Raw genomic sequence first — 24,182 nt, forward strand, 5'->3', positions numbered from 1 at the left:
TGCGCTCACAAAGCGCTTCAATCTGCGCGGGAAGTTGCAATGGTGTGGTAACGTTAATACTCCATTGACTGAAATGGTCCATATCTAGCGTTGTTGCTTGGACTTCCGTTCTCCCTATGGTAATCCCTGAATCGTCCTGGGCTTGGGGGTAATGAACGGGACGCCGCCAGGCGACCGCATAGACAGGAACCGGACAGTAGCGCGTATGACTTGGAGTAACAGGACGATACAGGGAAGGGGCATCGCCGTGCTTTTGCTGGCGGCTCAATTTTCCTCTTTCATCGTGTCGCCTGCTTTGGCGTTCGAGATCTTTGGTGTTCGTCTGTGGGGCGAGGACAAGAAGGAAGATCCTGACATCATCGACCCGAAGACCTACTCCGTCGAGGTCACGACCACGGGCGACCGCAAGAATGCGGACGGCACGGAAGCCGATCTGAAATCCACCATTGAAGGCGCTTCCGGTCTCGTTTCGGATGCCGAGAGACCAGCTTCGGGCTCCGCCGGACTGCTGGCCAAGGCGCGCGGCGATTATCGCCGCATTCTGGCCGCACTCTATGGCGAAGGCCGCTATGGCGGTACGATTTCTATTCAAGTTGATGGCCGCGAGGCGAACGACATTCCGCCCGACGCGGAAATCCCCAATGATGCGAAGGTCGCGATTTCGGTTGACCCCGGCCCGCAATTTCTGTTCTCGCGCACGGCCATTTCCAATATTGCGCCACCGCCGGTCGACAAGCGCGATCACGTGCAGTCGCCCGAAGATGCGGGCTTCGCGCCGGGACAGGTGGCGCGTTCGGGCACGGTCATCAAGGCGGAGCGCCTTGCCGTTGAGGCGTGGCGCCAGCAAGGCTATGCCAAGGCGCGGGTTACCGATGAGGATATCGTCGCGGACCATGCCGATAACCGGGTTTCTGCCGATGTTTCGCTCGATCCCGGCCAGAAGGCGCATTATGGTCCGGTCAGCGTCGTCGGAACCGCGCGCATGGACCCGCAATTCGTGGCCTGGATGACCGGGCTGAAAGAAGGCCAGGAATACGATCCCGACGATATCGAGAAAGCCAAGAAGCGTCTCGGTCGTATGGAAGTGTTCCGCGCCATGAGCTTCGAGGAAGCCGAAAAGATCGAGCCGGACGGCAGCCTGCCGATGACGCTCAACGTGCAGGAGCGCAAGCCGCGCCGTTTCGGCTTCGGTGCCGAATATTCGACCATCGATGGTTTCGGCCTGACCGGCTACTGGATGCACCGCAACCTGTTCGGACGCGGCGAGCGCCTGCGTTTCGACGCCAAGGTCAGCGCTATCGGCGGCACGCAGGACAATTCCTTCGATCCGAAGAACTTTACCTATCTTCTGGGTACGAGCTTCACGAAGCCGGGCGTCTATACACCGGATACGGATTTTGTCGCATCACTTGATGCCAAGCGCGAAGTGCTGGATGCTTATACCGAAACATCGGTCAATGCGAAGACCGGCTTCACGCAGATATTCAGCGACGAGCTGTCAGGCGCGCTCTATGCCAAGGCGAGCCAGGGTCATTTCGACGATGACGTCTTCGGCTCGCGCAGCTTCACGACGGCGGGTCTTGAGGGCAATCTTCTTTATGACAGCCGCAACAACAAGCCGGATCCGAGTTCGGGCTTCTATCTGGAAGGCAATATCCAGCCCTTCTACGAATTCCAGTACGGCAATTTCGCCACCCGTTTCACCGCCGAAGGCCGCACCTATTACGGCTTTGGCGAAAAGGATCGCGTGATCCTCGCAGGCCGTCTCAAGTTCGGTTCGATCGTCGGCGCGTCCATCGAGGACCTGCCGCCGAGCCAGCTCTTTCTGGCAGGTGGCGGCGGCTCGGTTCGCGGCTATGGCTATCGCAATATCGGCGTCAGCGCGGGCAATGGCGAGATCATCGGCGGGCGCTCGCTTGTCGAGGCCAATGGCGAAGTACGCACCCGCATCACCGATTCCATCGGCGCGGTGGCATTCGTCGATGCCGGTTATGTGGGCGAAAAATCGTTCCCCGATTTCTCGGAACAGATGCGTGTCGGCGTCGGTGGCGGTCTGCGCTATCTGACCGGTCTCGGACCGATCCGCCTTGATGTCGCCGTTCCGCTCAACCGCCGCTCGGGTGATCCGAGCTATGGCTTGTACGTAGGTATAGGACAGGCGTTTTGACCAGATTTCTCGCAATCATCGCCTTCGTCGCTTTCGCCGTCACGGCAGTCATCTTCGGCTGGCCGGAACAGCAGAAGCAGTTGCAGGCTCAAGCTCAAGTTCCCGCTCAGGCTCAAGATCAGGCCTCTGGACAGGAACAGGCAGAAGCACCAGCAGAAGAAGAGAAATCCTATTTCCTGTCCTTCGTGGAAAGCCAGCTTTCCGCGCCGAACCGCCGCATTTCCATTTCCGGCATCAGCGGCGTTCTGTCTTCGGAAGCAACCGTCGGCTCAATCACCATTGCGGACCGCGAAGGCGTCTGGCTGCGCATCGAGAATGCCAAGCTGAACTGGAGTCGTACCGCACTTCTTGTTGGCCGTCTCAGCATCCAGTCGCTTGCTGCCGAGCGTATCGACATCATTCGCAAGCCGTTGCCTGACGACAGCCTGCCGTCGCCGGAATCGTCCACGTTCAGCCTGCCGGAACTGCCGATTTCAATCAGTCTCGACCAGCTCGCCATTGCGCGCCTGCATTTCGGGCAAGATATTTTCGGTCTCGAATCGGAAGTTTCTGCCAATGGCAGCCTGTCGCTTGCCGATGGTTCGCTCGATTCAAATTTCGACATCAAGCGTCTCGACGGTCCCGGCGGAAATTTTGCCCTTCGCGCGGCTTATGCCAATTCTGACCAGAAGTTCGATCTCGATCTTAAAGTCTCGGAACCGGCTAACGGCATCGTCGCCAACCTGTTGAACATCGATGGTCGTCCTCCGGTCGATCTTACTTTGAAAGGCGCCGGTCCGCTTGACGAGTTGAAGGTCGATCTTGCGCTCGACACCAACGGTAGCCGCACGTTGACAGGCGAATTCGCGCTCAACCGGCAAGGTCAGGCGCCCGATGGCGGACGTGTTTTCTCTGCCCGTTTCAACGGTCCGATCGCGGTTCTTGTGCCGCCTGTATTCCGCGATTTCTTCGGTGCCGAAACCGTACTGTCGGCGGATGGCTTCCTGAAGGATGCAGGCGGCTTCCGCCTTGATGATCTGGCGCTGAACAGCGCTGCCTTGAAACTGAAGGCTTCTGCCGAAACCGGCAATGACCGCTTTCTGAACAAGCTGCGCATCGATGCCTCCATTGCCGATGAGAGCAAGGGCCGCGTCCTCCTGCCGGTCAAGGGCGCTGAAACCTATATCGACAATGCAAAGTTCCAGGTCGCTTACGGTGATCGCCCGACCAATGACTGGACGGGAACGCTTGCCATTGCCGGTCTCAAGAACGCAACGATTTCCGCCGACAGCATCGCGCTCGATATGGGCGGCGTTGCCGAGAACCTGAGCGATGCCGCCAATCGCCATATCACCTTCAAGGTCAATGGCGGGATGGATGGCATTTCGGCAGAACGGGCGGAAATTGCCGAGGCGCTTGGCAGCAAGATTGCGCTCGCCATCGATGGCGCATGGCGCGCCGGCTCGCCGGTCGAGCTGGCGCAAGCCAATATTGCCGGTAACGGTCTCAGCCTCGATCTCAAGGGTAATATCGACGACTTTGCCTTCAATGGCGATATCGCCGCCAAGATTGCAAGCCTTGCGCCGTTCGGCGCTCTGGCTGACCGTGACCTTGCAGGCAGCATCGATGTCAACGCCAAGGGCATTGTTCGCCCGGTCAGCGGTGCATTCCAGCTCGACCTTAACGGCACAGCACAGAACATGCGCACCGGCACGGAAGCAGTCGACCGCATTCTCGATGGTGCCGTCAATCTCAGCGGCGCGCTTGGCCGCAGCAGCGAAGGGTTTTCGGCGCGTGATTTCCGTATCGGCAATGAGCTGAGCGAGATCACCGCCAATGGTTCCTTTGCATCCGACAAGGCAAGTTTTGATTTCGGTGTCATGCTGTCCGATCTGAAGCTTCTTTCCGATCAGGCATCGGGGCGGATGACCGTCAAGGGTAGTGCGCGCGGCGACGACAAGCTGATCGCGCTGGCGCTGCGCGCCGATGCGCCGGAGGGCACTCTGGCCGGTCGCAAGCTTTCCGAAGGCGGTCTCGATTTCAATGCCATGCTCGACGGAAATGCAAAGACAGGTGCTGCCCTTTCCGGCAAGCTTGCTGGCAGTGCATTCCTTAATGGCCAGCGTGTTGATCTTGGAACGCTCATCGACATCGTAAATGACGAAAAGCGTCTGACCGACCTCGTCTTCAATGCAGGCGGTGCGCATCTTTCGGGCAATGTCACCCAGACCGCGAAAGGTCTCCTGACCGGCGCGCTGAAGCTCGATGCGCCGGATATCTCCACGGCAGCAGCCCTGGCGCTGGCAGAGGCGACCGGTGCGGCCAATGCGGATATCACGCTCGACGCCAATGACGGTCGCCAGAATGCATCAGTCACTGCCAATGCCAAGGACATCAAGGTAAATGGCAATCGTATCACCTCGGCTGATATTGCCCTGACGGCAAAGGACGTGTTCGGCGTGCCGGTGGTGGACGGCAATGCTGCGGCGCGCGACATAATGGTCGGCACTTTCGGCATCGACAGCTTCGATGCCAAGGCCAATGCGACCGGGTCGAAAACCGATTTCACTGCCAATACCAAGTTGAAAATCGGCACAGTCGCCAGCGCTGCCGGTTCGCTTGAGCCGAAAAATGGCGGTTTTGAACTGGGACTGGCTTCGGCCCATGTGAAGCAGGGCACACTCAGCGCCAATTTGGCCGCGCCCGCCACCATTTCCATGAAGGGCGAGGAAATCTCCTTCGGGGATATCATCATCAATACGGGCGCAGATGCCAGCGCGGGGCAGGTCAAGGTGAATGGCGTGGTCGATGGTCGTCTCGATCTTTCGGTCGCCCTTTCCAATCTGCCACTGGCTCTGGCCAATACGTTCAAGCCGGAACTGGGGCTTGGCGGCACGGTCAACGGCACGGCGCGCATCACTGGTACGAAAGAAGCGCCCAATGTCGCTTTCGACATGGCGGCGCGAGGTGTGACGGCAGCGGAGCTCAAGAAGCAGGGCATTGCGGCTCTCAATGCCGACGCCAAGGGCACCTCGGCCAATAATCGTCTCAATGTCGATGCGCATGTAACCGGAGGGGGCGGCATCGATGTCCGCGCCAATGGCGGCGTGCCGCTCAGTAAGGGCGATCTGGCCATCGACGTCAATCTCGCCAATCTTCCGCTGACGGCACTGAACGGTGCGGTCAAGGGACAGGATTTGGCTGGTAATGTGACCGGAACGGCGCGTGTCACGGGCCCCCTCACCAATCCCGCGGCAACCTTCAATCTGCGCGGTACAGGCCTTGCGGCCAAGCCTCTGCGCGATAACGGACTTGCGCCGCTCACCCTGCAAGCTGCAGGTAGCTATGCGGCCATGGCTATCGACTTCTCGTCGCTAACCGTCGACGGTCCGCGCGGCCTCAATGTCACCGCCAATGGCAAGGTTCCGTTCTCGGGGCAGGGGCTTGGAGTCAATGTCAATGGCAGCATTCCGCTGGCGCTCGCCAACCGCTTCCTGGCCGATCGCGGTGCGCAGGTAAACGGTACGCTGACGCTGACGGCCAGCGTTTCGGGCGGCTTCAACCGTCCGCAGTTGCGCGGCATGTTCTCCACCAATGGCGCAACCTTTGTCGATCCGGACACCAATGTTCGCCTGAACAATATCAATGTCATGGGCAGCCTGGATGGCGAAACCGTCACGCTGCGTCAGGTCAATGCCGCGCTTGGCAGCGGCGGATCGGTTTCCGCCAGCGGTACGATCTCGACCAATGCCGAAGCGAGTTTCCCGGCCAATATCGAGATCAAGCTCAATCGTGCCCGCTATGCCGACGGCAAGCTGGTCGTGGCGACGGTCGACGGCGGGATCACGATCAGCGGGCCGCTGAAGCGAGATCCTTTGATTTCAGGCCGCATCGATGTCGACAGGGCTGAAATCTCGGTGCCGGAAAATCTGGGCGGCGGCGCAGCCTATGTTCCGGTTCGCCACAAGAATACGCCGAAGAACGTTCAGGTGACGCTTGATCGCGCCAAGGTCGAAACGCGTCGCAGCAAAGTGCCGACGCCGACAGCGCGTCCGACCGTGCCGCGCCTCGACGTTGTCATCAATGCGCCCAACCAGATTTTTGTGCGCGGTCGCGGTCTCGATACGGAGCTGGGTGGACGTCTTCGCCTGACCGGGCCTGTGACCGATATCAAGCCGGTCGGCGCATTCGACATGATCCGCGGCCGCATCGGCATTCTCGGGCAGCGCATTACCTTCGATGAAGGCAATGTCACGCTGGTGGGCGACCTCAATCCGCAGCTCAACTTCGTCGCCCGTTCGGAAGGCAATGAAATCACCGCAATCGTGACGGTGACGGGTACGGTCGATAATCTTGACATCAAGTTCTCGTCGACACCGGAATTGCCGCAGGATGAAGTGCTGGCGCAGCTGATCTTCAAGCGCTCCATCGGCGAGTTGTCGGCCTTCCAGATCGCACAGCTTGCCGCTGCCGCCGCCGAACTTGCGGGCGGCTCCAACAACTCGCTCATGAACAAGCTGCGCGCCGGGACAGGTCTCGACGATCTTGATGTCGTGACGGATGACAAGGGCCAGACAGCAGTTCGTGCCGGTCGCTATATCCGCGACAATATCTATCTGGGCGTGGAAGCGGGTTCAGGCGGCTCAACCAAGGGCACCGTCAATCTCGACATCACCCGTAACCTGAAAGCCAAGGGTTCACTGGGAGCGGAAGGCGATTCCAGCGGCGGTATCTTCTACGAAAAAGATTATTGATCGCCGCAAATTATTGAAGGCAATCAAGGCCGGGTTTCATGACCCGGCCTTTTGCTATCCGGCTACAATTCAGAATAGCGGTTTTGAGACAAAGCCACATTTTCGCCATTAAATAGCCATGACATACATATGTTCGCCGCATTTGCCATGAAAATTAAATTGATTGAATTTTCACATTCACTGCAATTTATGCTTTCAAACGGAATTTTCAGACACGTTTGCGCGAGTTGTTTAACCGTTCTTCAACCATAAGAACGCAAATTGCTGTTGAGTATGGCGGTCGCTTGACGGCTGTGTTTCAACCCTTCTGTCCGGGTAATTTGCATGACCAAGTTCATTGACGATCTGAGCCGCCGCCGCTTCCTTTTCGGCACCGGTGCCGTCCTCCTCACCGGTGCTGCCGGTTGTAACCAAACGATGGATATGTCGGCCTTCCAGATGAATGTCGATCCGATGTCGACGGGCGGGATTACGCCGATGCGTCCGCAGATCAGCGTCGACCGCGATATCACGACGCCGGATGTCATGTACGCCGCCGTGCAGGAAGGGCCGTATTCACTGCCCGCAATTCCATACGAGAAGGTGCCGAAGCAATTCCGCCGTCAGATCGTGCCGGACCCGACAGGGCAGGCGCCAGGAACGATTGTTGTCAGCCTCAAGGACCATCTTCTCTATTACGTTCTGCCGGGCGGAGAAGCGCTGCGCTACGGCATCGGGATCGGCAAGGCGGGCTTTGAGTGGTCGGGCACTGCCAATGTCCAGTACAAGAAACAATGGCCGGTCTGGACGCCTCCACCGGAAATGATCCAGCGCAAGCCGGAACTGGCAAAATATCGTAACGGTCAGGAACCCGGCCCGCAAAATCCGCTGGGTGCGCGCGCGCTCTACATTTTCCAGAATGGGCAGGACACCGGTTATCGCATCCACGGCTCGCCGGAATGGTGGTCGATCGGCCAGTCCATGTCATCCGGCTGTATCCGCCTGATGAACCAGGACATCATCGATCTCTATAACCGCGTACAGGGGAAGGCCCCGATCATCGTCGGTTAAGCAATTGATTTCTCACAAAAAAGGCCGCGCCAGATCTGGCGCGGCCTTTTCTATTTCAGTCTCAGCACGATTATTCGTAGCGCGCTGACTTCGGCATAGCTTCGCCGAGATTGACGAAATAGCGCAGCTCGGCGCGCAGATTTTCTGCCGAAGCCATATGAATCTGGCTCTGCGGCACCACATCGTTCTGCACGATCTGGGTGGATACGCCCGGCATGACAAACGCTCCTGCGGTCAGGACGAGGGCGGCGGCAATGCCGAGGCGTCGTTCGGTTCTGGCCTGCATTTCTATCTCCTTGCGCCGGGTGACGGCGACTTGAAATCTGGAATCACATTCATTCGCAAAACGCTGGGACTTTTCCGGCCAAGGATCGATCTGGGGCCAATCAGTGAAAAGTCGCGCGCGGCGTAAAATTCAAAGCGCTGTCGATGGCATGGATCGGTATTGGCAACAAAGTCTGGCCGAAATCAGCCAGCGTGTCGGCAAAGTTGCGGGCAGCCCCTGCCACATCGTCGCAGCGGCGATGACAGGCAATGGCTTCAAGGCAGGTATCAAGCAGCAGCGCGTCCTGATTCTGGATGCCGGAAATCAGCCCCAGCGTCAGGCATTCCTCGCGGCAGACATGGTGCGAGTCGAAAGGGAAAGCACGCAACTGGCAGCTGGCGCAATGACGCAGCACGCGGATGAAATGCGACAGCTCGCCCACCGCGCGTTTTGCTTCCGAAGGCCCAAGCACTTCCGAATAGAGGCCCCAGGTCATTTCCCACGGGATGATCGAGCCTGTCTCGAAACCCGCAGTCCAGCGGCGATAACCTTCCAGCACCAGCTTTTCCGGCAGGCGATCGAAATAGCCCGCAGTGTTGGCGCCGTTCAGTTGGGATATGCGCATATTCATGTCCGCCTCCCGTAGAAGCTACGGAATGAAGACATGCATGCGGGGCGTGAACCCTGCATTTTTACAGAGGGACGTTCGGTTTCCCCCCGCACATTGCAATATCCGGTCGGCAAGAGACTGAGCTGCCAAAGCAGGCCGTCGACATTTGCGGACCGGCATTCGCCGAGACCAATCATAGGGTCCTCCAATCGAAAGGGTTCAAGGCCCAGACATCAAAGGTTGTGAATTTGCACCATGCATAAAAGCCAGAAAATCCATCTGGAGTCAATTACTCAAGTTTAAAATCTTATTAGATTTCAATTGTTTGGAATTATTCTAGACTTTAATACTCATGTTTAAAGCATTCGAGAAGGAACGCAACCGCTGTGGGGGAGCAGCGGTTGCGGCAAACGGGCGCATAATGCGCGAAGGAGAGAGGACGCGGATCATTCGCCCCTTTGCTAACACCACAGTCGCATTCTTCGTGATGCCGGGTTGCAAAGAGCAATCTTCCCCGTTCCGGTGCTCACGTAGCTTTCTCTGGCGCATAGCCTTATCCGAAAAGTCTGCAACTTTTCGGGACTATGCCTGGAAGCACGCTCCGCTCTGATACTCGAAAATCACTCTTCTCGCCACGGTCTGACGAATTTGCAACTGTAGTGTTGGAGCGCATCCTGCAAAGTATGAAACGGTTCTCAGGATGCGCTTTGGAACAAAAAGCCGAGACGCGCTGATCTGATGCAGTCAGATCGAAACGCGCTCTAGTGACCCGAATGCTCTCCATCTTTCTGGTCGCCCTTTTGACCGCTTTGGGCGGTGACGGGGAAGTCGACTGTGACCTTGCCGGCCTTTTCGAATTCCAACGTGACAGGAACGGTCTCGCCTTCCTTGTATGGCTTTTCCGGTTGGATGAACATGAGGTGATAACCACCGGACTTCAGCTCGACCTTCTCGCCTGCCGGAATATCCAGACCGCCTTCAAGCTGGCGCATCTTCATCACGTCGTTCTGCATCGACATCTCATGGATTTCGACGCGCTTGACACCGCCGGTGGTGACGGAAACCAGCTTGTCGGCATCCTTGCCGTCATTGGCGATGGTCAGGAACCCGCCTGCAACCTTGGCACCGGGAACCATGGCGCGCACCGAAGGTGCCGTGATTTCCAGTTCGCCAAGCTTCGTCGGCATTGCTGCCTGCATGGAGGCCCCATCCATCTGGCCCATCTTGTCGTGCCCACCATGGCCGCCGTGCCCATCGTCAGCGCCCGCGGCCTTCACGAGCAGCTGCGGTGCCGGATGCGCCAGATCGTGCGGGTTCTGGCCATCCTTGGGCACTTCCGTCCACGCAACCGACGCGTCGTTTCCGCAGACCTGCGTCACGGGAAAGGAGAGGGTGGTATCCTTGTCGAACTTGGTGAGCTGGCCGACAACGGTGAACTCGTCGTAGAAATCACCGGGCAGGTTGCCATCGGTGAAGCGGACTTCGCGGACGCCGGAAGTCACATCCTTGCCGTGCACCTTGTAGCTCTGGGCATAGTCACCCTTGACGGTCTCGATCTTCCATCCCGCCTTGACCTGCGGTTGGGCTGAAATGAAGCCTTCAGGCAACTCGACCTTTACTTCGGTCGTGGCCTTGCCATCGCAGCCATGCGGTACGCGGAAGGTTGCCTTGTAGAAGCCGCCTGCCTTGGCTTCGCTCTGGTCGAGGGAGGAGTGGGCTTGGGCCAGGCCAGCAGAGGCGCACAGTGCGGCAATCGAGATGGCGGAGGCGAAAAGACGATAGTTCTTCATTGTGTCAAACCTGAATAATCATTGGAAGGCACACCGGTACCAAGTTCGGGGGAACAGGGTTCGGGCGCGTTTCATTTCCGAATGCGATCCGGGGAGCGCATTCGCTCAAACGATATTATTCAGGCGAGAGGCGGCGCTTGCGGCGGTGCCGATGGCGGATAGGTGTTGTGCTGCAGGATCGGTTGCGGCGGCACGATGCCATCCGCCATGGCGATATGCGGGGCAGCACCGGTTGAACCCGCAGGCGCAGGGCACAGGAAGGCCGATGAAATCCGGCAGGCTTCGCAACTATTGTTGCTCAGATGCTTGTCGTGACCCTGATGGTTGGGATCGGAACCATGATCGCCGATGCAGAGCACCGGGTAGGTTCCGTCAGGCAACTGGTATTGGGCAAGCAGGTAGCTGTCGGGCGCATTGAGGTCGATGGGCTTGTGCGCAAAGGCGACGAACATCAGGGCGAATACGCTAAGGACGCGTATAGCCAAGGATATCCGATTTTGGCCGATGCTTGTCTTCAACTCAAAGCTTCTCCATTCAAGCCGAATTTACCTAGCCTAAAGGAGCTGTCTTTGCCAAGCATCAAACAGAAACGGCGCGAATTGGTCGCGCCGTTTCTGTTTTCCATCGGTCGGGAGAATAGATATGGAGGTCAGATCGCCCGCTTCTTCATCTGTTCCGCGATGTAATCAGCCTGACGGATAGCGAGAGCCACGATGGTCAGGGTCGGGTTTTCCGCGCCGCCGGTTGTGAACTGGCTGCCATCGGAAACGAACAGATTCTTGATGTCATGCGTCTGTCCGTGCTTGTTCACGACGCCATCCTGCGGCTTTTCGCTCATCCGGTTGGTGCCCAGATTATGCGTCGACGGATAGGGTGGGGTCGGGAAGGTGCGGACGGCACCAACGGCCTCATAAAGCGCCTTGCCCTGCGCATAGGCATGATCGCGCATGGCGATATCGTTCGGGTGATCGTCGTAATAGACGTCGGGAACCGGCAAGCCGTGTTCGTCCTTCACGTCCTTGCTCAGCGTGATGCGGTTTTTCTCCTGCGGCATGTCTTCGCCGACGATCCAGAGACCGGCCATGTTGACATAATCGTCGAGTGCCGAGGTGAAGCTGCGCCCCCAACCGCCCGGATTGAGGAAGGCAGCCATGAAGGGCAGGCCAAGCGAAACGGTTTCCATCTCATAGCCGCCGACGAAGCCTCGTTTCGGATTATGCGCAGCCTCATCGCGGATGATGCCTGCCATGGTGGTGCCGCGATACATATGAACCGGCTTTTCAAACGAGGCATAGACCGAACCGGTGGTGTGGCGCATATAGTTGCGCCCGACCTGTCCTGACGAATTGGCGAGGCCGTCCGGGAATTTCGACGAAGCCGAATTGAGCAGAAGGCGCGGGCTTTCAATCGAATTGCCTGCCACGCAGACGACGCGCGCCTTCTGCAAGTGCTGCTTGCCCTCCTTGTCGGCATAGAGCACGCCCGTCACCTTGCCAGCCGCATTGTGCTCGATCTTGAGCGCCGTGCATTCCGGGCGAACTTCCAGCCTGCCGGTTTCCTCGCCCTTGGGAATTTCCGTATAGAGCGTCGACCATTTCGCGCCCCATTTGCAGCCCTGAAAGCAGAAGCCGGTCTGCTGGCAGGCCATGCGGTCGTCGCGCGGCGCGGAATTGATAGCCATGCGACCCGTATGGCATTCCTTGTAGCCGAGCTTGTCGGCGCCGGCTTTCATAACCTTGAAATTATTGTTGCCGGGCAGCCCCTCAATGCCGTTGGTGCGGGTGACCCCCATCTTGTCCTCGGCCTTGGCGTAGTAAGGCTCCAGATCGGCCAGCGTGATCGGCCAGTCGAGCAGATTTGCCCCTTCGATCTTGCCGTAATGGGTCAGGGTCTCGAACTCGTAATCCTGAAAACGCAAGGATGCACCAGCCCAGTGGGTGGTGGTGCCGCCGACAGCCTTCACGATCCATGCGGGCAGGTTCGGGAAATCGTGCGCCACGCGCCAGCTGCCGGATGTCGTGCGCTTGTCGAGCCAGGCGAGTTGGGCAAAACTATCCCATTCATCATTGATAAAATCTTCGAACTCGTGGCGTTTTCCGGCTTCGAGAATGACGACGTCGATGCCTTTCTGGGCCAGTTCGTTGCCGAGCGTGCCGCCGCCAGCGCCCGAGCCGATGATAACGACGACCTTGTCGTCCTTGAGATTGTATGGAGCAGCCATTGTTTCCTCCCAATGCTTTCCCGTTTCCGCAAAACGCAAGGCGCTTGCAGGACGGTGGTGCCGCTTTGAAATTGGTATGTCCTGCGCCGGGGGCGCCTAGAGCCATTCGATATCGTCGAAGCCGCGCTGGATGTAACCGCCCTTGGAATAGGCTTCGCCCTCGTAGCCGAAGAGCGGCCAGATATCCTTCTGGTTATAAAGGCCGGTCACAAGCCCGCTGCGCACCTTCTGGAAGAAGGGGCTTTTCTCGATCTCGCGCAGGATCGCGACGCGCTCTTCCTCCCAGCCAAGCCCCAGATAGCCTCCGGCTCCAGCCCGCTTGTTCAAATCTGCAACACCGTCCTCGATCAGCTTTTTGAGCGTCTCGTCCTTGGCGGAATCCGCGTCATAAGGTTTGACGGCAATGGCATAGAAACGGTCGGGAAGCTTGTCATGCGGATAGATGTCGCGCGCAAGCTGGATCAGGGTCGCCATGGTTTCGGGCTTGAGCGTGGTGGTTTCAAGCGCCCATGCGAATTGCGGGCAGATAACGGCATTGCCGCTGACAACGAGCATGGCGCCGAGGCTGAGGCCTGCGCCGCGCTTGAGAATATCGCGGCGGGACAGTGTCTTTTTCTCTCGGGTGGAAAGACCGTCAAAAACGGTAGTCATCCGGTTCTCCTCCTTTACTTGCCCGTCCGGAATGGGCGGGCTGGCTATGCGTTCCCGGAGATTCTCACCACCGGGAATGCTGGCTTTCCCGTCTTCCATGGCCGCTCCTCCCGGCCAGAAAAGACGATAGGGAGCGGCTCACTGGTAGCGGCCACCCCGTTGCAGAACTTCGATCTTGTAGCCGTCCGGATCTTCCGCGAAGAAGAAGCGGGCAAGCTGCACGCCGTTATTCTTGAAATCGACAAGCTTGCCGACCTTGAAGCCAAGTTCCGTGAAACGGGCATGTTCGGCATCGACGTCATCGACCGCCACGGCGAGATGACCATAGCCGTCGCCCAGATTGTAAGGCTCGGTACGGCCCTTGTTGACCGTCAGCTCGACTTCGAAATCGGCTTCGGCATTGCGCAGATAGATCAGCGTGAAGGTTTCGAAATCAATGCGCTCGGCAATATCGAGGCCAAAAGCTCGGATATAGAAGGAAACGGATTTTTCCTCGTCGAGAACACGGATCATCGAATGAATGGCTTTAGCCACAAGCTACTCCTGTTTCTTTTGCCGCTTCCTCAAAAGCGGCTTGCGATTGTCTTGCTGGTTGTCGATTATGAAAGAAAAAGCGACGGCGTGGTGGCAATCGGCTACCACAGCCAAGTTCGTGCTCTTAATGAAGGGAGGAACCCATGTGCAAGGTTTTCGCCGAGCAGGACCCGGAAGGCTACCGGCAGATCAATCGCTCCGTGCGCATAGGCGGCCATTCCACCAGCATTCAGCTGGAGGCCACCTTCTGGCGCCTGCTGGATGAGATCGCGGCCAGCCAGAACCTGACCACGCCCCGCTTCATATCGACGCTTTACGACGAAGCGCTGGAGGCCAATGGCGCGATCCCGAATTTTGCCTCCATGCTGCGCACCACCTGCGCGCTCTATCTCATGGGTCATCGTCCCGAGGCTGCCGTCTGCGAGGAGGCAGCCTGACAGAGGCCTGAAACGGGCATTGGCCTTTTGATGAAAAGGGAATAGGGGAGTAGGGCAATATGTTCTTACATCGGACATACTTCCTTACTCCGGTATTCCCTTGCTGCCTTCATTAAAGGAATCGAAATGACAAGCGTAACACGCGAACAGGTTCAGGAACGGCTGAAGACCGTGACGGGACCGGATTTCGAAAGCGATGTTGTGTCGCTCGGACTGGTGTCGGATATCTTTATTGCCGACGGCAAGGTTTTCTTCTCCATCACGGTTCCGGCAGCGCGCGCCGATGCGCTGGAGCCGATGCGGCTTGCCGCTGAAAAGGCCGTGAAGGAAATTCCGGGCGTCACTGGCGCGCTGGTCACGCTCACTGCCGAAAAGAAAGGCGGACGTACCAGCGACGATGCGCCCCCACCACCAAAGCCGCAAGCCAGACCTGCAGCCGCACCGGCGCAGCATCGCCACCCGCCACAGCCGCAGCGCGCAGCGACGAAGCCCGGCATTCCAGGTGTTGGCGCGATCATCGCTGTTGCATCGGGCAAGGGTGGCGTCGGCAAGTCCACCACCGCGGTCAATCTTGCGCTCGGTCTTGCCGCCAACGGGCTGAAGGTCGGCATTCTCGATGCCGATATTTACGGACCATCCATGCCGCGCCTGCTCGGCCTTTCCGGTCGTCCGGAAACGGTTGAAGGCCGCATCCTGAAGCCGATGGAAAATTACGGCATCAAGGTCATGTCGATGGGCTTCATGGTCGATGAGGAAACGCCAATGATCTGGCGCGGGCCGATGGTCATGTCGGCGCTGACGCAGATGCTGCGCGAAGTGGCCTGGGGCGAACTGGACGTCCTGGTGGTCGACATGCCGCCGGGCACCGGTGACGCACAGCTCACCATGGCGCAGCAGGTGCCGCTGGCGGGTGCCGTGGTCGTTTCGACACCACAGGACCTGGCGCTGATCGACGCGCGCAAGGGCTTGAACATGTTCCGCAAGGTGGATGTCCCGCTTCTGGGCATCGTCGAGAACATGAGCTACTTCATCGCGCCCGATACTGGGGCGCGCTACGATATTTTCGGCAATGGCGGCGCGCGCAGGGAAGCGGAGCGTCTCGAGGTGCCGTTCCTGGGCGAAGTGCCGCTGCATATGGATGTGCGCGCCTATTCGGATGCGGGCACGCCGATCACCGTCCATGAACCGGACAGCGAACACGCGAAAATCTATCGCGAGATCGCCCGCAAGGTCTGGGACAACATGAAAGGCGGCAAGGGGGCTGGAAAGCCCGCGCCGGCGATTGTCTTCGAATGAAAAAAGGGCCGGAAATGGCCCTTTTTCTTTTGTCAGGTGATAACGCTCGGCTCTGTCCGCCCGCTGCGCTTTTTCACCTCGGCGATCTGTTCTGCCGCGTCGATGAATGGGGCCAGCGTTTCCTGCGTGTCGAGATTGTGCTTGGCGGTATCCGCTTCATAGCGCTCGACATAGATGCGGATGGTAGCACCTGATGTGCCGGTGCCGGACAGGCGCAGCACCACACGACCGCCATTCGGGAAATAGATGCGGATGCCCTGATGTTCGCTGATCGAGCCGTCGACCGGATCGTGATAGGCGAAGTCGTCGGCCTTCTCGATTGTGAGGCCATTGACAGTCGTGCCGGGCAGGCTTGCAAGCTTGCCGCGAAGATCGGCCACCAGTTGTTTGGCGATATCGGAATCGACAGCTTCATAGTCGTGGCGGGTGTAATAATTGCGCCCGAAGCGCGCCCAATGTTCCTCGACGATGTCTTTCACGCTTTCCTTGCGCACCGCCAGAATATTGAGCCAGAGCAGTACGGCCCACAGGCCATCCTTCTCGCGCACATGGTCGGACCCGGTGCCGGAGCTTTCTTCGCCGCAAATCGTGACCTTGCCATTGTCGAGCAGATTGCCGAAGAACTTCCAGCCCGTCGGCGTTTCAAACATGCCGATGCCGAGCTTGTCAGCCACGCGGTCGGCGGCAGCACTTGTGGGCATGGAACGGGCAATGCCCTTGATGCCGTCCTTGTAGCCCGGCGCCAGATGCGCATTGGCGGCCAGCATGGCAAGCGAATCGGATGGCGTGACGAAGATGCCGCGCCCGATGATGAGATTGCGATCACCGTCGCCATCGGAGGCGGCGCCGAAATCCGGCGCATGGTCGGACATGAGCAGATCATAGAGATCTTTTGCGTAGACGAGATTCGGATCCGGATGGTGGCCGCCGAAATCCGGCAGGGGCACGAAGTTCATCACGCTGCCTTCCGGCGCGCCGAGACGGTGCTCGAAGATTTCCTTGGCGTAAGGCCCGGTCACCGCATGCATGGCATCGAATTTGAGACCGAAACCGCCCTTGATCATGGCGCGGATTGCGTCGAAATTGAACAGGCTTTCCATCAGCTCGGCATAATCGGCGACAGGATCGAAGATGACGACTTCGGTGTCGCCGATCCGGCTCGTGCCGATCGTGTCGATATCAATATCGGCCACATTGGCAATCTTGTACTGGTCGATCACTTTCGAGCGGGCGAAGATCGCCTCGGTGATCTTTTCCGGTGCCGGTCCGCCGTTGCCGATATTGTATTTGATGCCGAAATCTTCATTCGGGCCGCCGGGATTGTGGCTTGCCGAAAGTATCATGCCGCCGAAAGCCTTGTATTTGCGGATCATGTTGGAGGCGGCAGGCGTCGAAAGAATACCGCCCTGACCTACCATGATGCGCCCGAAGCCATTGGCGGCGGCCATCTTGATGAGCTTCTGGATCACTTCGCGATTATAGAAGCGTCCGTCGCCGCCCACCACAAGCGTCTTGCCTTCAAACCCCTCCAGCACATCGAAAACCGACTGGATGAAGTTTTCGGCATAATTGGGCTGCTGGAATACAGGAACCTTCTTGCGCAGGCCTGAAGTGCCCGGTTGCTGGTCCTGAAAAGGTTTGGTCGCGATCGTCTTGACGGTCATATCTTTCCCGTTCGATTCAATGAATTAAGCAGTCAATGTGTTGGCATTTGCGGTCATTGCAAGACAACATAGATCAAACTTATTGATTGAAAATAACAAAGCGTGTGTTTGTGCAGCGATGTGCTACAAATTTATCCGATGACCGACACGAACCACCATGGCCATGACGCCCGCGACATCATGCGCCTGAAACGCGACGATGCCACCGGCCTCGAAGCCGTTGCCGCGCGTTTCCACAGCCATGCCTATGACATGCATTTCCATGACGAATGGCTCGTCGGGGTGACCCATGAGGGCGTACAGGACTTTTTCTGTCGCGGAAAACGGCGGCAGAGCACGCCAGGGCGAGTGATTCTCATCGAGCCGGGCGAACGCCACGACGGGCAGGCGGTCGCGGCGGACGGTTTTGCCTATAACATGCTTTATATGCCGCAATCGCTGGTCAGAAGCGCGATGGGTGGCAATGATGCGCATATCGGTTTTCGCGAGACGCTGGCCGATGACGGACAGTTGTTTCATGCGGTCGCCCGCGCCTGCGAGGCAATCTTCCTCGAAGCGCCGCGCCTGATGATTGAAGACTGCCGCGATCAGGTGACGAACCATCTTGCCCGACATCTGGCCCGGCATCTTGGGCAGGACGTGACAGAAAAAGGGTCGGCTCCGCATCCGGTCGCAGCACGCGCGATGGACTATCTGCGGGCGCGCTTCGACGAGGAGTTCGGCCTCGATGAACTGGCGGAAGCGGTCGGGGCCGCCGACCGTTTCCAGCTTTCACGCGGGTTCCGGCGTGAATACGGCACCTCGCCACATGCCTGTCTGGTGCAGTTGCGCCTTGCTGAAGCACGGCGCCTGTTGCGCGAAAAAGTGGCGCCAGCAGAAGCATCCGCGCTCAGCGGATTTGCCGACCAGAGCCATATGGGGCGCTGGTTCCGCCGCGCCTATGGCATGACGCCTGCCGCTTATCGCAAGGGACGCACAAACGTTCCAGAAATTGCAGCGAAAAGCCGTTAGGCCTGTCCTCGAAAAGAGGAAAAGCTCATGATTTTCGATACAAAAGTAGCCATTCTTGTCCTGCATGATCTGCCTGTCTGGCAGAAGCTGAACGTGACTGCCTTTATCGCGACCGGCATATCCGGCGCTGTGCCGCACGCCATGGGCGATCCTTATGAGGATGCGGCAGGCCGCAAGCATACGCGTCTGCTCGGCCAGCCGATGCTGATCTTCTCGGCAACACCGGACGTCCTGCAACGGGCATGGCAGCAATCGATCCAGCGCGATCTTATCCGTGCGCCCTATGTGCGCGCCATGTTCGAGACCGGGCATGACGTCGCCAACCGCGCTGTATTCAAGGCGGAAAATGCCGACGCACCCGATCTGGTCGGCCTTGCGCTTTACGGCCCAAAGAAAGATATCGACAAGGCGATCAAGGGAACTAACCTGCATCCTTGAACAGGACGCTCTGGTCGAACAGATAGCGGTTGGAAAGCGGCAGGCTTGCCGCGCCCATCGCCTTGGCATGCACACCAACCTTGCCCTCGATGATCTTCGGCGCGCGCAGGCCCTGCAAGTCGAGGCATGAAAGCTCCACGCGGGTCGCTTCCACGATGCGGTGACGCACATTACCCGGCAACCAGCCATCGATGACGGCGGCGGGAAAGTCGATCACGGAGGCGGCAGCTACCGTTGCATGGGCCAGCCCGCGTGCGGCAAGCGCTACCCATTCGTCGAGCGGCGTGCCAAAGTTGCGCCAGTTTTCCGGTGAAAGCCACAGATCGTCGGAGGGCAGGTGCCGCTCCTGCAACATGCGTTCGAGGACGAACAGCGAAGCCGTATCGATGAGCTGCAAGGTTTCGCCGCGCTCCCACGTGCCGCGCATCCGCATCGGCATGGAGCCGAGCGCGCCCGCATTGCCCGTGCGGCCCGGATAGAGTGTGTTGTTCAGCACCACACCGCCGCCGATGAACGAGCCGATGAAGAAATAGACGAAGTCGGTGAATTCAGGCCCGCGACCAAAGGTCAGTTCCGCACCACAAGCTGCCGTTCCGTCATTCTGCACGAAGACCGGAAACGAAAACGCCTTGGCGAAATCGCCGACGAGATCGGCGCCGAGCCATGCATCCAGATCTTCGGCAGGTGCACCCACTTCCTCGACCCAGTTCCACAATTCGAAGGGTAATGCGATGCCGAGCCCTGCAATGCGGTCGCGCTTGGCCGGTTCGAGGGCTGCCGTGAAAGCGGCGACGCTCTCGACGGCGAAGCGACGGATTTCACCCGGTACAGGCCAGCGATAGGTAATGTGCCGCCGTTCGCGGATCGCTCCCAGAAAATCCATCAGGATGATTTCCGCGCTGCGCCGCCCGATCTTGAGACCGAAGGAGAAAACCCCATCGGCGGCAAGGCGCATCGGCATGGAAGGTTGGCCGACACGACCGCGCACCCGTTCGCCCTGCGTAATGAGGCCGTCTTTTTCCAGCGCACGAATGATGACGGAAACCGTTTGTGCCGAAAGTCCGGTCAGGCGCGCAATTTCGGCGCGGGCCAAAGCGCCATGCCGGCGCACGAGCGCCAGAACCAGCCGCTCATTATAGGCGCGCACGCCGATCTGGTTTGAACCGCGATTGACGCTCGCGCCCGGCCCGGCGAATTGCAGCATGGCAGGACCCGGAGTGCCGGAAAGGGTGCTGGAAAGCGTATCGGCAGACCCGTTGTCTGGTTCGCCTTCAACTTTATGCCTGACCATAGCCTCTCCCAGATTCCGTGCCATGGAATGCAATCTCGAAATGCAGCCATGGAATGCCGGAATTCCTAAACCAACCATCGGAGGAGAAAAAGCCCTCATTGTGAGGGATATAAAATAAAAACAAACGCTTAAGATGGACCACGTAATGAAACGACCAGCCTGCCGTTCGCTTTGCCGGTCCTCTCTCCTCCGTCTCCCAGAGTGACACAGCATATTAATAAATCAAGTGGATTTATTAATTGACTCTGTTTTGAAGCCGTGTTTTGCTTCTCTTCTGCCGGGGGAAGAGGACCGGTTTCAATCTGGGAGGAGTCCATGAAGAAGACAGTTCTGTCGGCAGCCTTTGCTGCCTTAGCGCTTGGCGCTGCCGCGTTGCCTGTTGCTGGGCCAGCGAATGCCGCCGATGTCGGCGCGTGCCTCATCACAAAGACCGATACCAATCCGTTCTTCGTCAAGATGAAGGAAGGCGCTATCGCCAAGGCGAAGGAGCTGGGCGTCAATCTCAAGACCTATGCGGGCAAGATCGACGGCGATTCCGAAAGCCAGGTTGCAGCTATCGAAACCTGCATTGCTGATGGCGCCAAGGGCATTCTCATCACGGCTTCCGACACCAAGGGCATCGTGCCATCGCTGCAGAAGGCACGCGATGCGGGCCAGCTCATCATCGCGCTCGATACGCCGCTTGAGCCTGCCGATGCGGCGGACGCAACCTTTGCAACCGACAATTTCCTGGCCGGTGAGTTGGTCGGCAAATGGGCAGCGGCAACACTCGGTGACAAGGCCAAGGATGCGCGGGTTGCCTTTCTCAACCTCACCGCGTCGCAGCCGAGCGTCGACGTTCTGCGGGATCAGGGTTTTGCCACCGGTTTCGGCATCGACCCGAAAGACAAGACCAAGCTCGGTGACGAGGATGATCCGCGCATTGCCGGTCGCGACCTGACCGATGGCAACGAAGAAGGCGGACGTCGCGCGATGGAAAACCTTCTCCAGAAGGATCCGAACATCAATGTCGTCCACACCATCAACGAACCTGCCGCCGCCGGTGCCTATGAGGCGCTGAAGGCCGTCGGTCGCGAAAAAGACGTGCTGATCGTTTCCATCGATGGCGGCTGCCCCGGCGTGAAGAATGTCGAGGCCGGTGTGATCGGCGCGACCTCGCAGCAATATCCGCTGCAGATGGCCGCACTCGGCATCGAGGCGATCAAGAAGTTTGCCGATACGGGTGAAAAGCCGAAGCCGACCGAAGGCAAGGACTTCGTCGATACCGGCGTGTCGCTTGTCACCGACAAGCCGGTGGAGGGCGTTCCGTCCATCGACACGAAGACCGCACTCGACAAGTGCTGGGGCTGATCCCCTTTCTGAAACTCGGACCCGGCAGATCGGAAGATTTGCCGGACCTTTCTGCAGGTGAAGGCAGGAGACAGACATGAGTGAGCCACAGGCGGCTTCCGCTGCACAAAAACCGTCTATGCAGGACTATGAAAAGACGCTGGCGCAGAGCGCGGCTGATGTCGCCTCTTTCGATGCGGGCGACCAGTCGCTGCTTTATCGGATGCGGAATTTCCTGCATCACAATCCCGCTGCCGTGCCGCTGATCGTGCTCGTCCTGTCGCTGCTGGTGTTCGGCATCACGCTTGGCGGCAAGTTCTTCTCCGCCTTCGCACTGACCCTCATTTTGCAACAGGTCGCCATCACCGGCATCATTGCCGTGGCGCAGACGCTTGTGATCCTGACCGCAGGTATCGATCTTTCGGTCGGCGCCATCATGGTCCTGTCGTCGGTGGTGATGGGCCAGTTCACCTTTCGCTATGGGCTTCCCGCCGAACTGTCCATTCTTTGTGGCTTTGCCACGGGCGCGCTGTGCGGCTTCATCAACGGCTTTCTCGTGGCCTATGTCCGCCTTCCGCCCTTCATCGTGACGCTTGGCATGTGGCAGGTTATCCTTGCCACCAACTTCCTCTATTCCGCCAACGAGACGATCCGCGCGCAGGAAATCACGGCTGAGGCACCCATCCTGCAATTCTTCGGCGAGAGCATCCGCTTTGGCGGCGCGGTCTTTACCTATGGCGTCATTGCGATGGTGCTTCTGGTTCTGCTGTTCTGGTATGTGCTGAACCACACCGCCTGGGGACGGCACGTCTATGCCATTGGCGACGATCCCGAAGCGGCACAGCTTTCCGGTGTCTCGGTCAAGCCGATCCTCATGTCGGTCTATGTGCTGGCCGGTATCATCTGCGCGCTTGCAGGCTGGGCGATGATCGGCCGTCTCGGTTCGGTATCGCCGACCGCAGGCCAGTTCGCCAATATCGAATCCATCACCGCAGTGGTGATCGGCGGCATTTCGCTGTTCGGCGGACGCGGTTCCATTCTGGGCACCATGTTCGGTGCGCTGATCGTCGGCGTGTTTTCGCTGGGGCTGCGCCTGTGGGGCACCGATCCGCAATGGACCTATCTCCTGATCGGTGTTCTCATCATTGCCGCCGTCGCCATCGACCAGTGGATCAGAAAGGCTGCCGCATGAAAACGAACACCACGCCTGTTCTGTCTGGCAAAGGTCTGGTCAAGCGCTATGGTCGCGTCACCGCACTCGATCATGCCGACTTCGATCTCTATCCCGGCGAAATCCTCGCGGTCATCGGCGACAATGGCGCGGGCAAGTCCTCGCTCATCAAGGCGCTGTCCGGCGCGATCAAGCCGGATGAAGGGGAAATCCTGCTCGACGGCAAGCCGGTCAGCTTTCATTCACCGATGGAAGCGCGACAGGCGGGCATAGAGACGGTCTATCAGAACCTTGCCCTGTCGCCCGCGCTTTCCATCGCCGACAATCTGTTTCTGGGCCGCGAAATCCGCCGCAAGGGACCGCTTGGCTCGCTGTTCCGCATGCTGGATCGCGGTGCGATGGAAAAGATCGCGCGCGAAAAACTGTCCGAACTGGGCCTGATGACGATTCAGAACATCGGACAGGCGGTGGAAACCCTTTCGGGTGGCCAGCGTCAGGGCGTTGCGGTGGCGCGCGCCGCTGCCTTTGGCTCCAAGGTGGTCATCATGGACGAGCCGACTGCCGCGCTTGGCGTCAAGGAATCGCGCCGCGTGCTGGAACTCATTCAGGACGTGAAGCGGCGCGGCATGCCCATCGTGCTCATCTCGCACAACATGCCGCATGTGTTCGAGGTTGCTGACCGCATCCACATTCACCGGCTCGGACGCCGCCTGACGGTCATCGACCCGAAGGAATATTCCATGTCGGATGCCGTGGCGCTGATGACCGGGGCGATGAGACCGAAGGAAGCGGCTTGACCACTTGCGCTTGAACAGGGTTGCTGCGCCTTTAACACGGTGACAGGACGAATCACGGAAACCGGACATGACGCCTATTGAGCGCGAAGCCCTGCCTTCGGAAATTCTTGCACGGCTGGCGGAAACCGACGGGCGTCTGATCGTGGCCATTGCTGGCCCGCCGGGAGCCGGAAAATCCACCATTTCCGACTATCTGCTCCATGCCATCAACAAGGGCGGCGAAACGCCGTCCATCGTCGTGCCCATGGACGGGTTTCATCTTGATGACGGGATTCTCGATCAGCGTGGATTGCTGAGCCGCAAGGGCTCGCCGCCCACTTTCGACTGCGCCGGATTTGCGGTGTTGCTGCAGCGACTGAAACAGGCAGAGGGCGAAATCTTCATTCCGGTTTTCGACCGTTCTCTGGAGCTGTCCCGCGCTGCGGCATCCGTGGTCGGCCCGGAGCATCGCGTGCTTCTGGTCGAAGGCAATTATCTGCTGCTCGATCAGCAACCATGGGCGCAGATTGCTCCCTTTTTCGACATGACGCTCTATCTGGATGTGCCCTTTGCAGAGCTGGAGCGCCGCCTGAACGAGCGCTGGCTCAGCTTCGGCTTCGACGCCGAAACCGCCCGAAACCGCGCCCTTTCCAACGACATTCCCAATGCCGAACTCGTGGTAGCGCAGTCGCGCAAGGCGGATTTTGTCGTGGTCTCGGACGGGCGATAACAGGGAATTGCACCTTTC

20 protein-coding genes are annotated in these 24,182 nt (G+C 58.8%); 11 read left to right on the forward strand and 9 right to left on the reverse strand.

Translation table 11 applies throughout. The features are described 5' to 3' along the window. The first annotated feature begins 205 nt into the window (after nucleotides 1–205). The 3 genes from FG152_RS04710 to FG152_RS04720 all read left to right on the forward strand — a co-directional run bounded on the left by FG152_RS04710 (nucleotide 206) and on the right by FG152_RS04720 (nucleotide 7,950). Nucleotides 206–2,167 (forward strand): autotransporter assembly complex protein TamA, encoded by a 1,962-nt coding sequence (locus tag FG152_RS04710; RefSeq protein WP_498985376.1) that lies wholly within the window; start codon nucleotides 206–208, stop codon nucleotides 2,165–2,167. Next, nucleotides 2,164–6,900, forward strand: coding sequence for a translocation/assembly module TamB domain-containing protein (locus tag FG152_RS04715; RefSeq protein ID WP_498985378.1), 4,737 nt, complete (start codon nucleotides 2,164–2,166; stop codon nucleotides 6,898–6,900). Before FG152_RS04710 ends, FG152_RS04715 begins: the two co-directional genes overlap by 4 nt. A 324-nt stretch (nucleotides 6,901–7,224) precedes the next feature. Then, nucleotides 7,225–7,950, forward strand: a complete 726-nt coding sequence (locus FG152_RS04720; RefSeq protein WP_010657860.1) for a L,D-transpeptidase — start codon at nucleotides 7,225–7,227, stop codon at nucleotides 7,948–7,950. 70 nt (nucleotides 7,951–8,020) lie between these two features. Here the strand turns inward: FG152_RS04720 and FG152_RS04725 are convergent, their stop codons facing one another. The 7 genes from FG152_RS04725 to FG152_RS04755 all read right to left on the reverse strand — a co-directional run bounded on the left by FG152_RS04725 (nucleotide 8,021) and on the right by FG152_RS04755 (nucleotide 14,021). Continuing rightward, entirely contained in the window at nucleotides 8,021–8,236 is a 216-nt protein-coding gene (locus tag FG152_RS04725) for a hypothetical protein (protein ID WP_498985380.1), read from the reverse strand. A 100-nt stretch (nucleotides 8,237–8,336) separates the two neighbouring features. Further along, nucleotides 8,337–8,846, reverse strand: a complete 510-nt coding sequence (locus FG152_RS04730) for a hypothetical protein (protein ID WP_011982289.1) — start codon at nucleotides 8,844–8,846, stop codon at nucleotides 8,337–8,339. Between the two features lie 740 nt (nucleotides 8,847–9,586). After that, nucleotides 9,587–10,615, reverse strand: coding sequence for a DUF1775 domain-containing protein (locus tag FG152_RS04735; protein ID WP_375849028.1), 1,029 nt, complete (start codon nucleotides 10,613–10,615; stop codon nucleotides 9,587–9,589). A gap of 119 nt (nucleotides 10,616–10,734) precedes the next feature. Continuing rightward, nucleotides 10,735–11,133 (reverse strand): hypothetical protein, encoded by a 399-nt coding sequence (locus FG152_RS04740; protein WP_498985382.1) that lies wholly within the window; start codon nucleotides 11,131–11,133, stop codon nucleotides 10,735–10,737. 131 nt (nucleotides 11,134–11,264) lie between these two features. Next, nucleotides 11,265–12,836, reverse strand: a complete 1,572-nt coding sequence (locus tag FG152_RS04745; RefSeq protein WP_375849029.1) for a GMC family oxidoreductase — start codon at nucleotides 12,834–12,836, stop codon at nucleotides 11,265–11,267. 96 nt (nucleotides 12,837–12,932) lie between these two features. Next, nucleotides 12,933–13,487, reverse strand: a complete 555-nt coding sequence (locus tag FG152_RS04750; protein WP_029375836.1) for a hypothetical protein — start codon at nucleotides 13,485–13,487, stop codon at nucleotides 12,933–12,935. A 138-nt stretch (nucleotides 13,488–13,625) separates the two neighbouring features. Further along, nucleotides 13,626–14,021, reverse strand: coding sequence for a VOC family protein (locus FG152_RS04755; RefSeq protein ID WP_259030220.1), 396 nt, complete (start codon nucleotides 14,019–14,021; stop codon nucleotides 13,626–13,628). Between the two features lie 143 nt (nucleotides 14,022–14,164). Here FG152_RS04755 and FG152_RS04760 point away from each other — a divergent pair, with 143 nt between their 5' ends. Continuing rightward, on the forward strand, nucleotides 14,165–14,458 hold the full coding sequence (locus FG152_RS04760; RefSeq protein ID WP_006471202.1) for a ribbon-helix-helix domain-containing protein: 294 nt from the start codon (nucleotides 14,165–14,167) through the stop codon (nucleotides 14,456–14,458). 126 nt (nucleotides 14,459–14,584) lie between these two features. After that, entirely contained in the window at nucleotides 14,585–15,754 is a 1,170-nt protein-coding gene (apbC, locus tag FG152_RS04765; protein ID WP_151688849.1) for an iron-sulfur cluster carrier protein ApbC, read from the forward strand. Between the two features lie 32 nt (nucleotides 15,755–15,786). On the opposite strand, the gene FG152_RS04770 is transcribed toward apbC, so the two are convergent. Further along, nucleotides 15,787–17,418: an alpha-D-glucose phosphate-specific phosphoglucomutase gene (locus FG152_RS04770; RefSeq protein ID WP_375849031.1), complete on the reverse strand. Its 1,632-nt coding sequence runs from the start codon at nucleotides 17,416–17,418 to the stop codon at nucleotides 15,787–15,789. Nucleotides 17,419–17,556: 138 nt separating this feature from the next. On the opposite strand from FG152_RS04770, the gene FG152_RS04775 reads away from it, so the two are divergent. After that, a complete protein-coding gene (locus FG152_RS04775) occupies nucleotides 17,557–18,429 on the forward strand; it encodes an AraC family transcriptional regulator (protein WP_375849033.1) in 873 nt (290 codons plus the stop codon). Nucleotides 18,430–18,456: 27 nt separating this feature from the next. After that, on the forward strand, nucleotides 18,457–18,867 hold the full coding sequence (locus FG152_RS04780; protein ID WP_029926057.1) for a DUF2000 domain-containing protein: 411 nt from the start codon (nucleotides 18,457–18,459) through the stop codon (nucleotides 18,865–18,867). On the opposite strand, the gene FG152_RS04785 is transcribed toward FG152_RS04780, so the two are convergent. Beyond that, nucleotides 18,851–20,071, reverse strand: coding sequence for an ROK family transcriptional regulator (locus tag FG152_RS04785; protein WP_036595928.1), 1,221 nt, complete (start codon nucleotides 20,069–20,071; stop codon nucleotides 18,851–18,853). The genes FG152_RS04780 and FG152_RS04785 overlap by 17 nt on opposite strands. A gap of 402 nt (nucleotides 20,072–20,473) precedes the next feature. Between FG152_RS04785 and FG152_RS04790 the strand changes: the two genes are divergently transcribed. The 4 genes from FG152_RS04790 (at nucleotide 20,474) to FG152_RS04805 (ending at nucleotide 24,164) form a co-directional block, all read left to right on the forward strand. Beyond that, nucleotides 20,474–21,508, forward strand: a complete 1,035-nt coding sequence (locus tag FG152_RS04790; RefSeq protein ID WP_498985384.1) for a sugar ABC transporter substrate-binding protein — start codon at nucleotides 20,474–20,476, stop codon at nucleotides 21,506–21,508. A 76-nt stretch (nucleotides 21,509–21,584) separates the two neighbouring features. Next, nucleotides 21,585–22,679 carry an ABC transporter permease gene (locus FG152_RS04795; protein WP_375849035.1) on the forward strand — a complete coding sequence of 365 codons (1,095 nt, stop codon included), beginning with the start codon at nucleotides 21,585–21,587 and terminating at the stop codon, nucleotides 22,677–22,679. Further along, entirely contained in the window at nucleotides 22,676–23,455 is a 780-nt protein-coding gene (locus FG152_RS04800; protein ID WP_010657875.1) for an ATP-binding cassette domain-containing protein, read from the forward strand. The genes FG152_RS04795 and FG152_RS04800 overlap by 4 nt, the downstream gene beginning before the upstream one ends. A gap of 67 nt (nucleotides 23,456–23,522) precedes the next feature. After that, nucleotides 23,523–24,164 carry a nucleoside/nucleotide kinase family protein gene (locus tag FG152_RS04805; RefSeq protein WP_375849036.1) on the forward strand — a complete coding sequence of 214 codons (642 nt, stop codon included), beginning with the start codon at nucleotides 23,523–23,525 and terminating at the stop codon, nucleotides 24,162–24,164. Nucleotides 24,165–24,182 lie beyond the last annotated feature (18 nt).

The organism is Ochrobactrum sp. XJ1, assembly GCF_024701725.1.
Taxonomy (GTDB): Bacteria; Pseudomonadota; Alphaproteobacteria; order Rhizobiales; family Rhizobiaceae; genus Brucella; species Brucella anthropi.

What these genes read in the sequence shown, in the direction of transcription:
- FG152_RS04710 (WP_498985376.1), top strand. Translation starts at nt 206, where the DNA reads ATGACTTGGAGTAACAGGACGATACAGGGAAGGGGCATCGCCGTGCTT.
- FG152_RS04805 (WP_375849036.1), top strand. Translation starts at nt 23,523, where the DNA reads ATGACGCCTATTGAGCGCGAAGCCCTGCCTTCGGAAATTCTTGCACGG.
- FG152_RS04785 (WP_036595928.1), bottom strand. Translation starts at nt 20,071, where the DNA reads ATGCTGCAATTCGCCGGGCCGGGCGCGAGCGTCAATCGCGGTTCAAAC.
- apbC (WP_151688849.1), top strand. Translation starts at nt 14,585, where the DNA reads ATGACAAGCGTAACACGCGAACAGGTTCAGGAACGGCTGAAGACCGTG.
- FG152_RS04725 (WP_498985380.1), bottom strand. Translation starts at nt 8,236, where the DNA reads ATGCAGGCCAGAACCGAACGACGCCTCGGCATTGCCGCCGCCCTCGTC.
- FG152_RS04800 (WP_010657875.1), top strand. Translation starts at nt 22,676, where the DNA reads ATGAAAACGAACACCACGCCTGTTCTGTCTGGCAAAGGTCTGGTCAAG.
- FG152_RS04735 (WP_375849028.1), bottom strand. Translation starts at nt 10,615, where the DNA reads ATGAAGAACTATCGTCTTTTCGCCTCCGCCATCTCGATTGCCGCACTG.
- FG152_RS04750 (WP_029375836.1), bottom strand. Translation starts at nt 13,487, where the DNA reads ATGACTACCGTTTTTGACGGTCTTTCCACCCGAGAGAAAAAGACACTG.
- FG152_RS04780 (WP_029926057.1), top strand. Translation starts at nt 18,457, where the DNA reads ATGATTTTCGATACAAAAGTAGCCATTCTTGTCCTGCATGATCTGCCT.
- FG152_RS04720 (WP_010657860.1), top strand. Translation starts at nt 7,225, where the DNA reads ATGACCAAGTTCATTGACGATCTGAGCCGCCGCCGCTTCCTTTTCGGC.
- FG152_RS04775 (WP_375849033.1), top strand. Translation starts at nt 17,557, where the DNA reads ATGACCGACACGAACCACCATGGCCATGACGCCCGCGACATCATGCGC.
- FG152_RS04730 (WP_011982289.1), bottom strand. Translation starts at nt 8,846, where the DNA reads ATGAATATGCGCATATCCCAACTGAACGGCGCCAACACTGCGGGCTAT.
- FG152_RS04795 (WP_375849035.1), top strand. Translation starts at nt 21,585, where the DNA reads ATGAGTGAGCCACAGGCGGCTTCCGCTGCACAAAAACCGTCTATGCAG.
- FG152_RS04745 (WP_375849029.1), bottom strand. Translation starts at nt 12,836, where the DNA reads ATGGCTGCTCCATACAATCTCAAGGACGACAAGGTCGTCGTTATCATC.
- FG152_RS04790 (WP_498985384.1), top strand. Translation starts at nt 20,474, where the DNA reads ATGAAGAAGACAGTTCTGTCGGCAGCCTTTGCTGCCTTAGCGCTTGGC.
- FG152_RS04770 (WP_375849031.1), bottom strand. Translation starts at nt 17,418, where the DNA reads ATGACCGTCAAGACGATCGCGACCAAACCTTTTCAGGACCAGCAACCG.
- FG152_RS04760 (WP_006471202.1), top strand. Translation starts at nt 14,165, where the DNA reads ATGTGCAAGGTTTTCGCCGAGCAGGACCCGGAAGGCTACCGGCAGATC.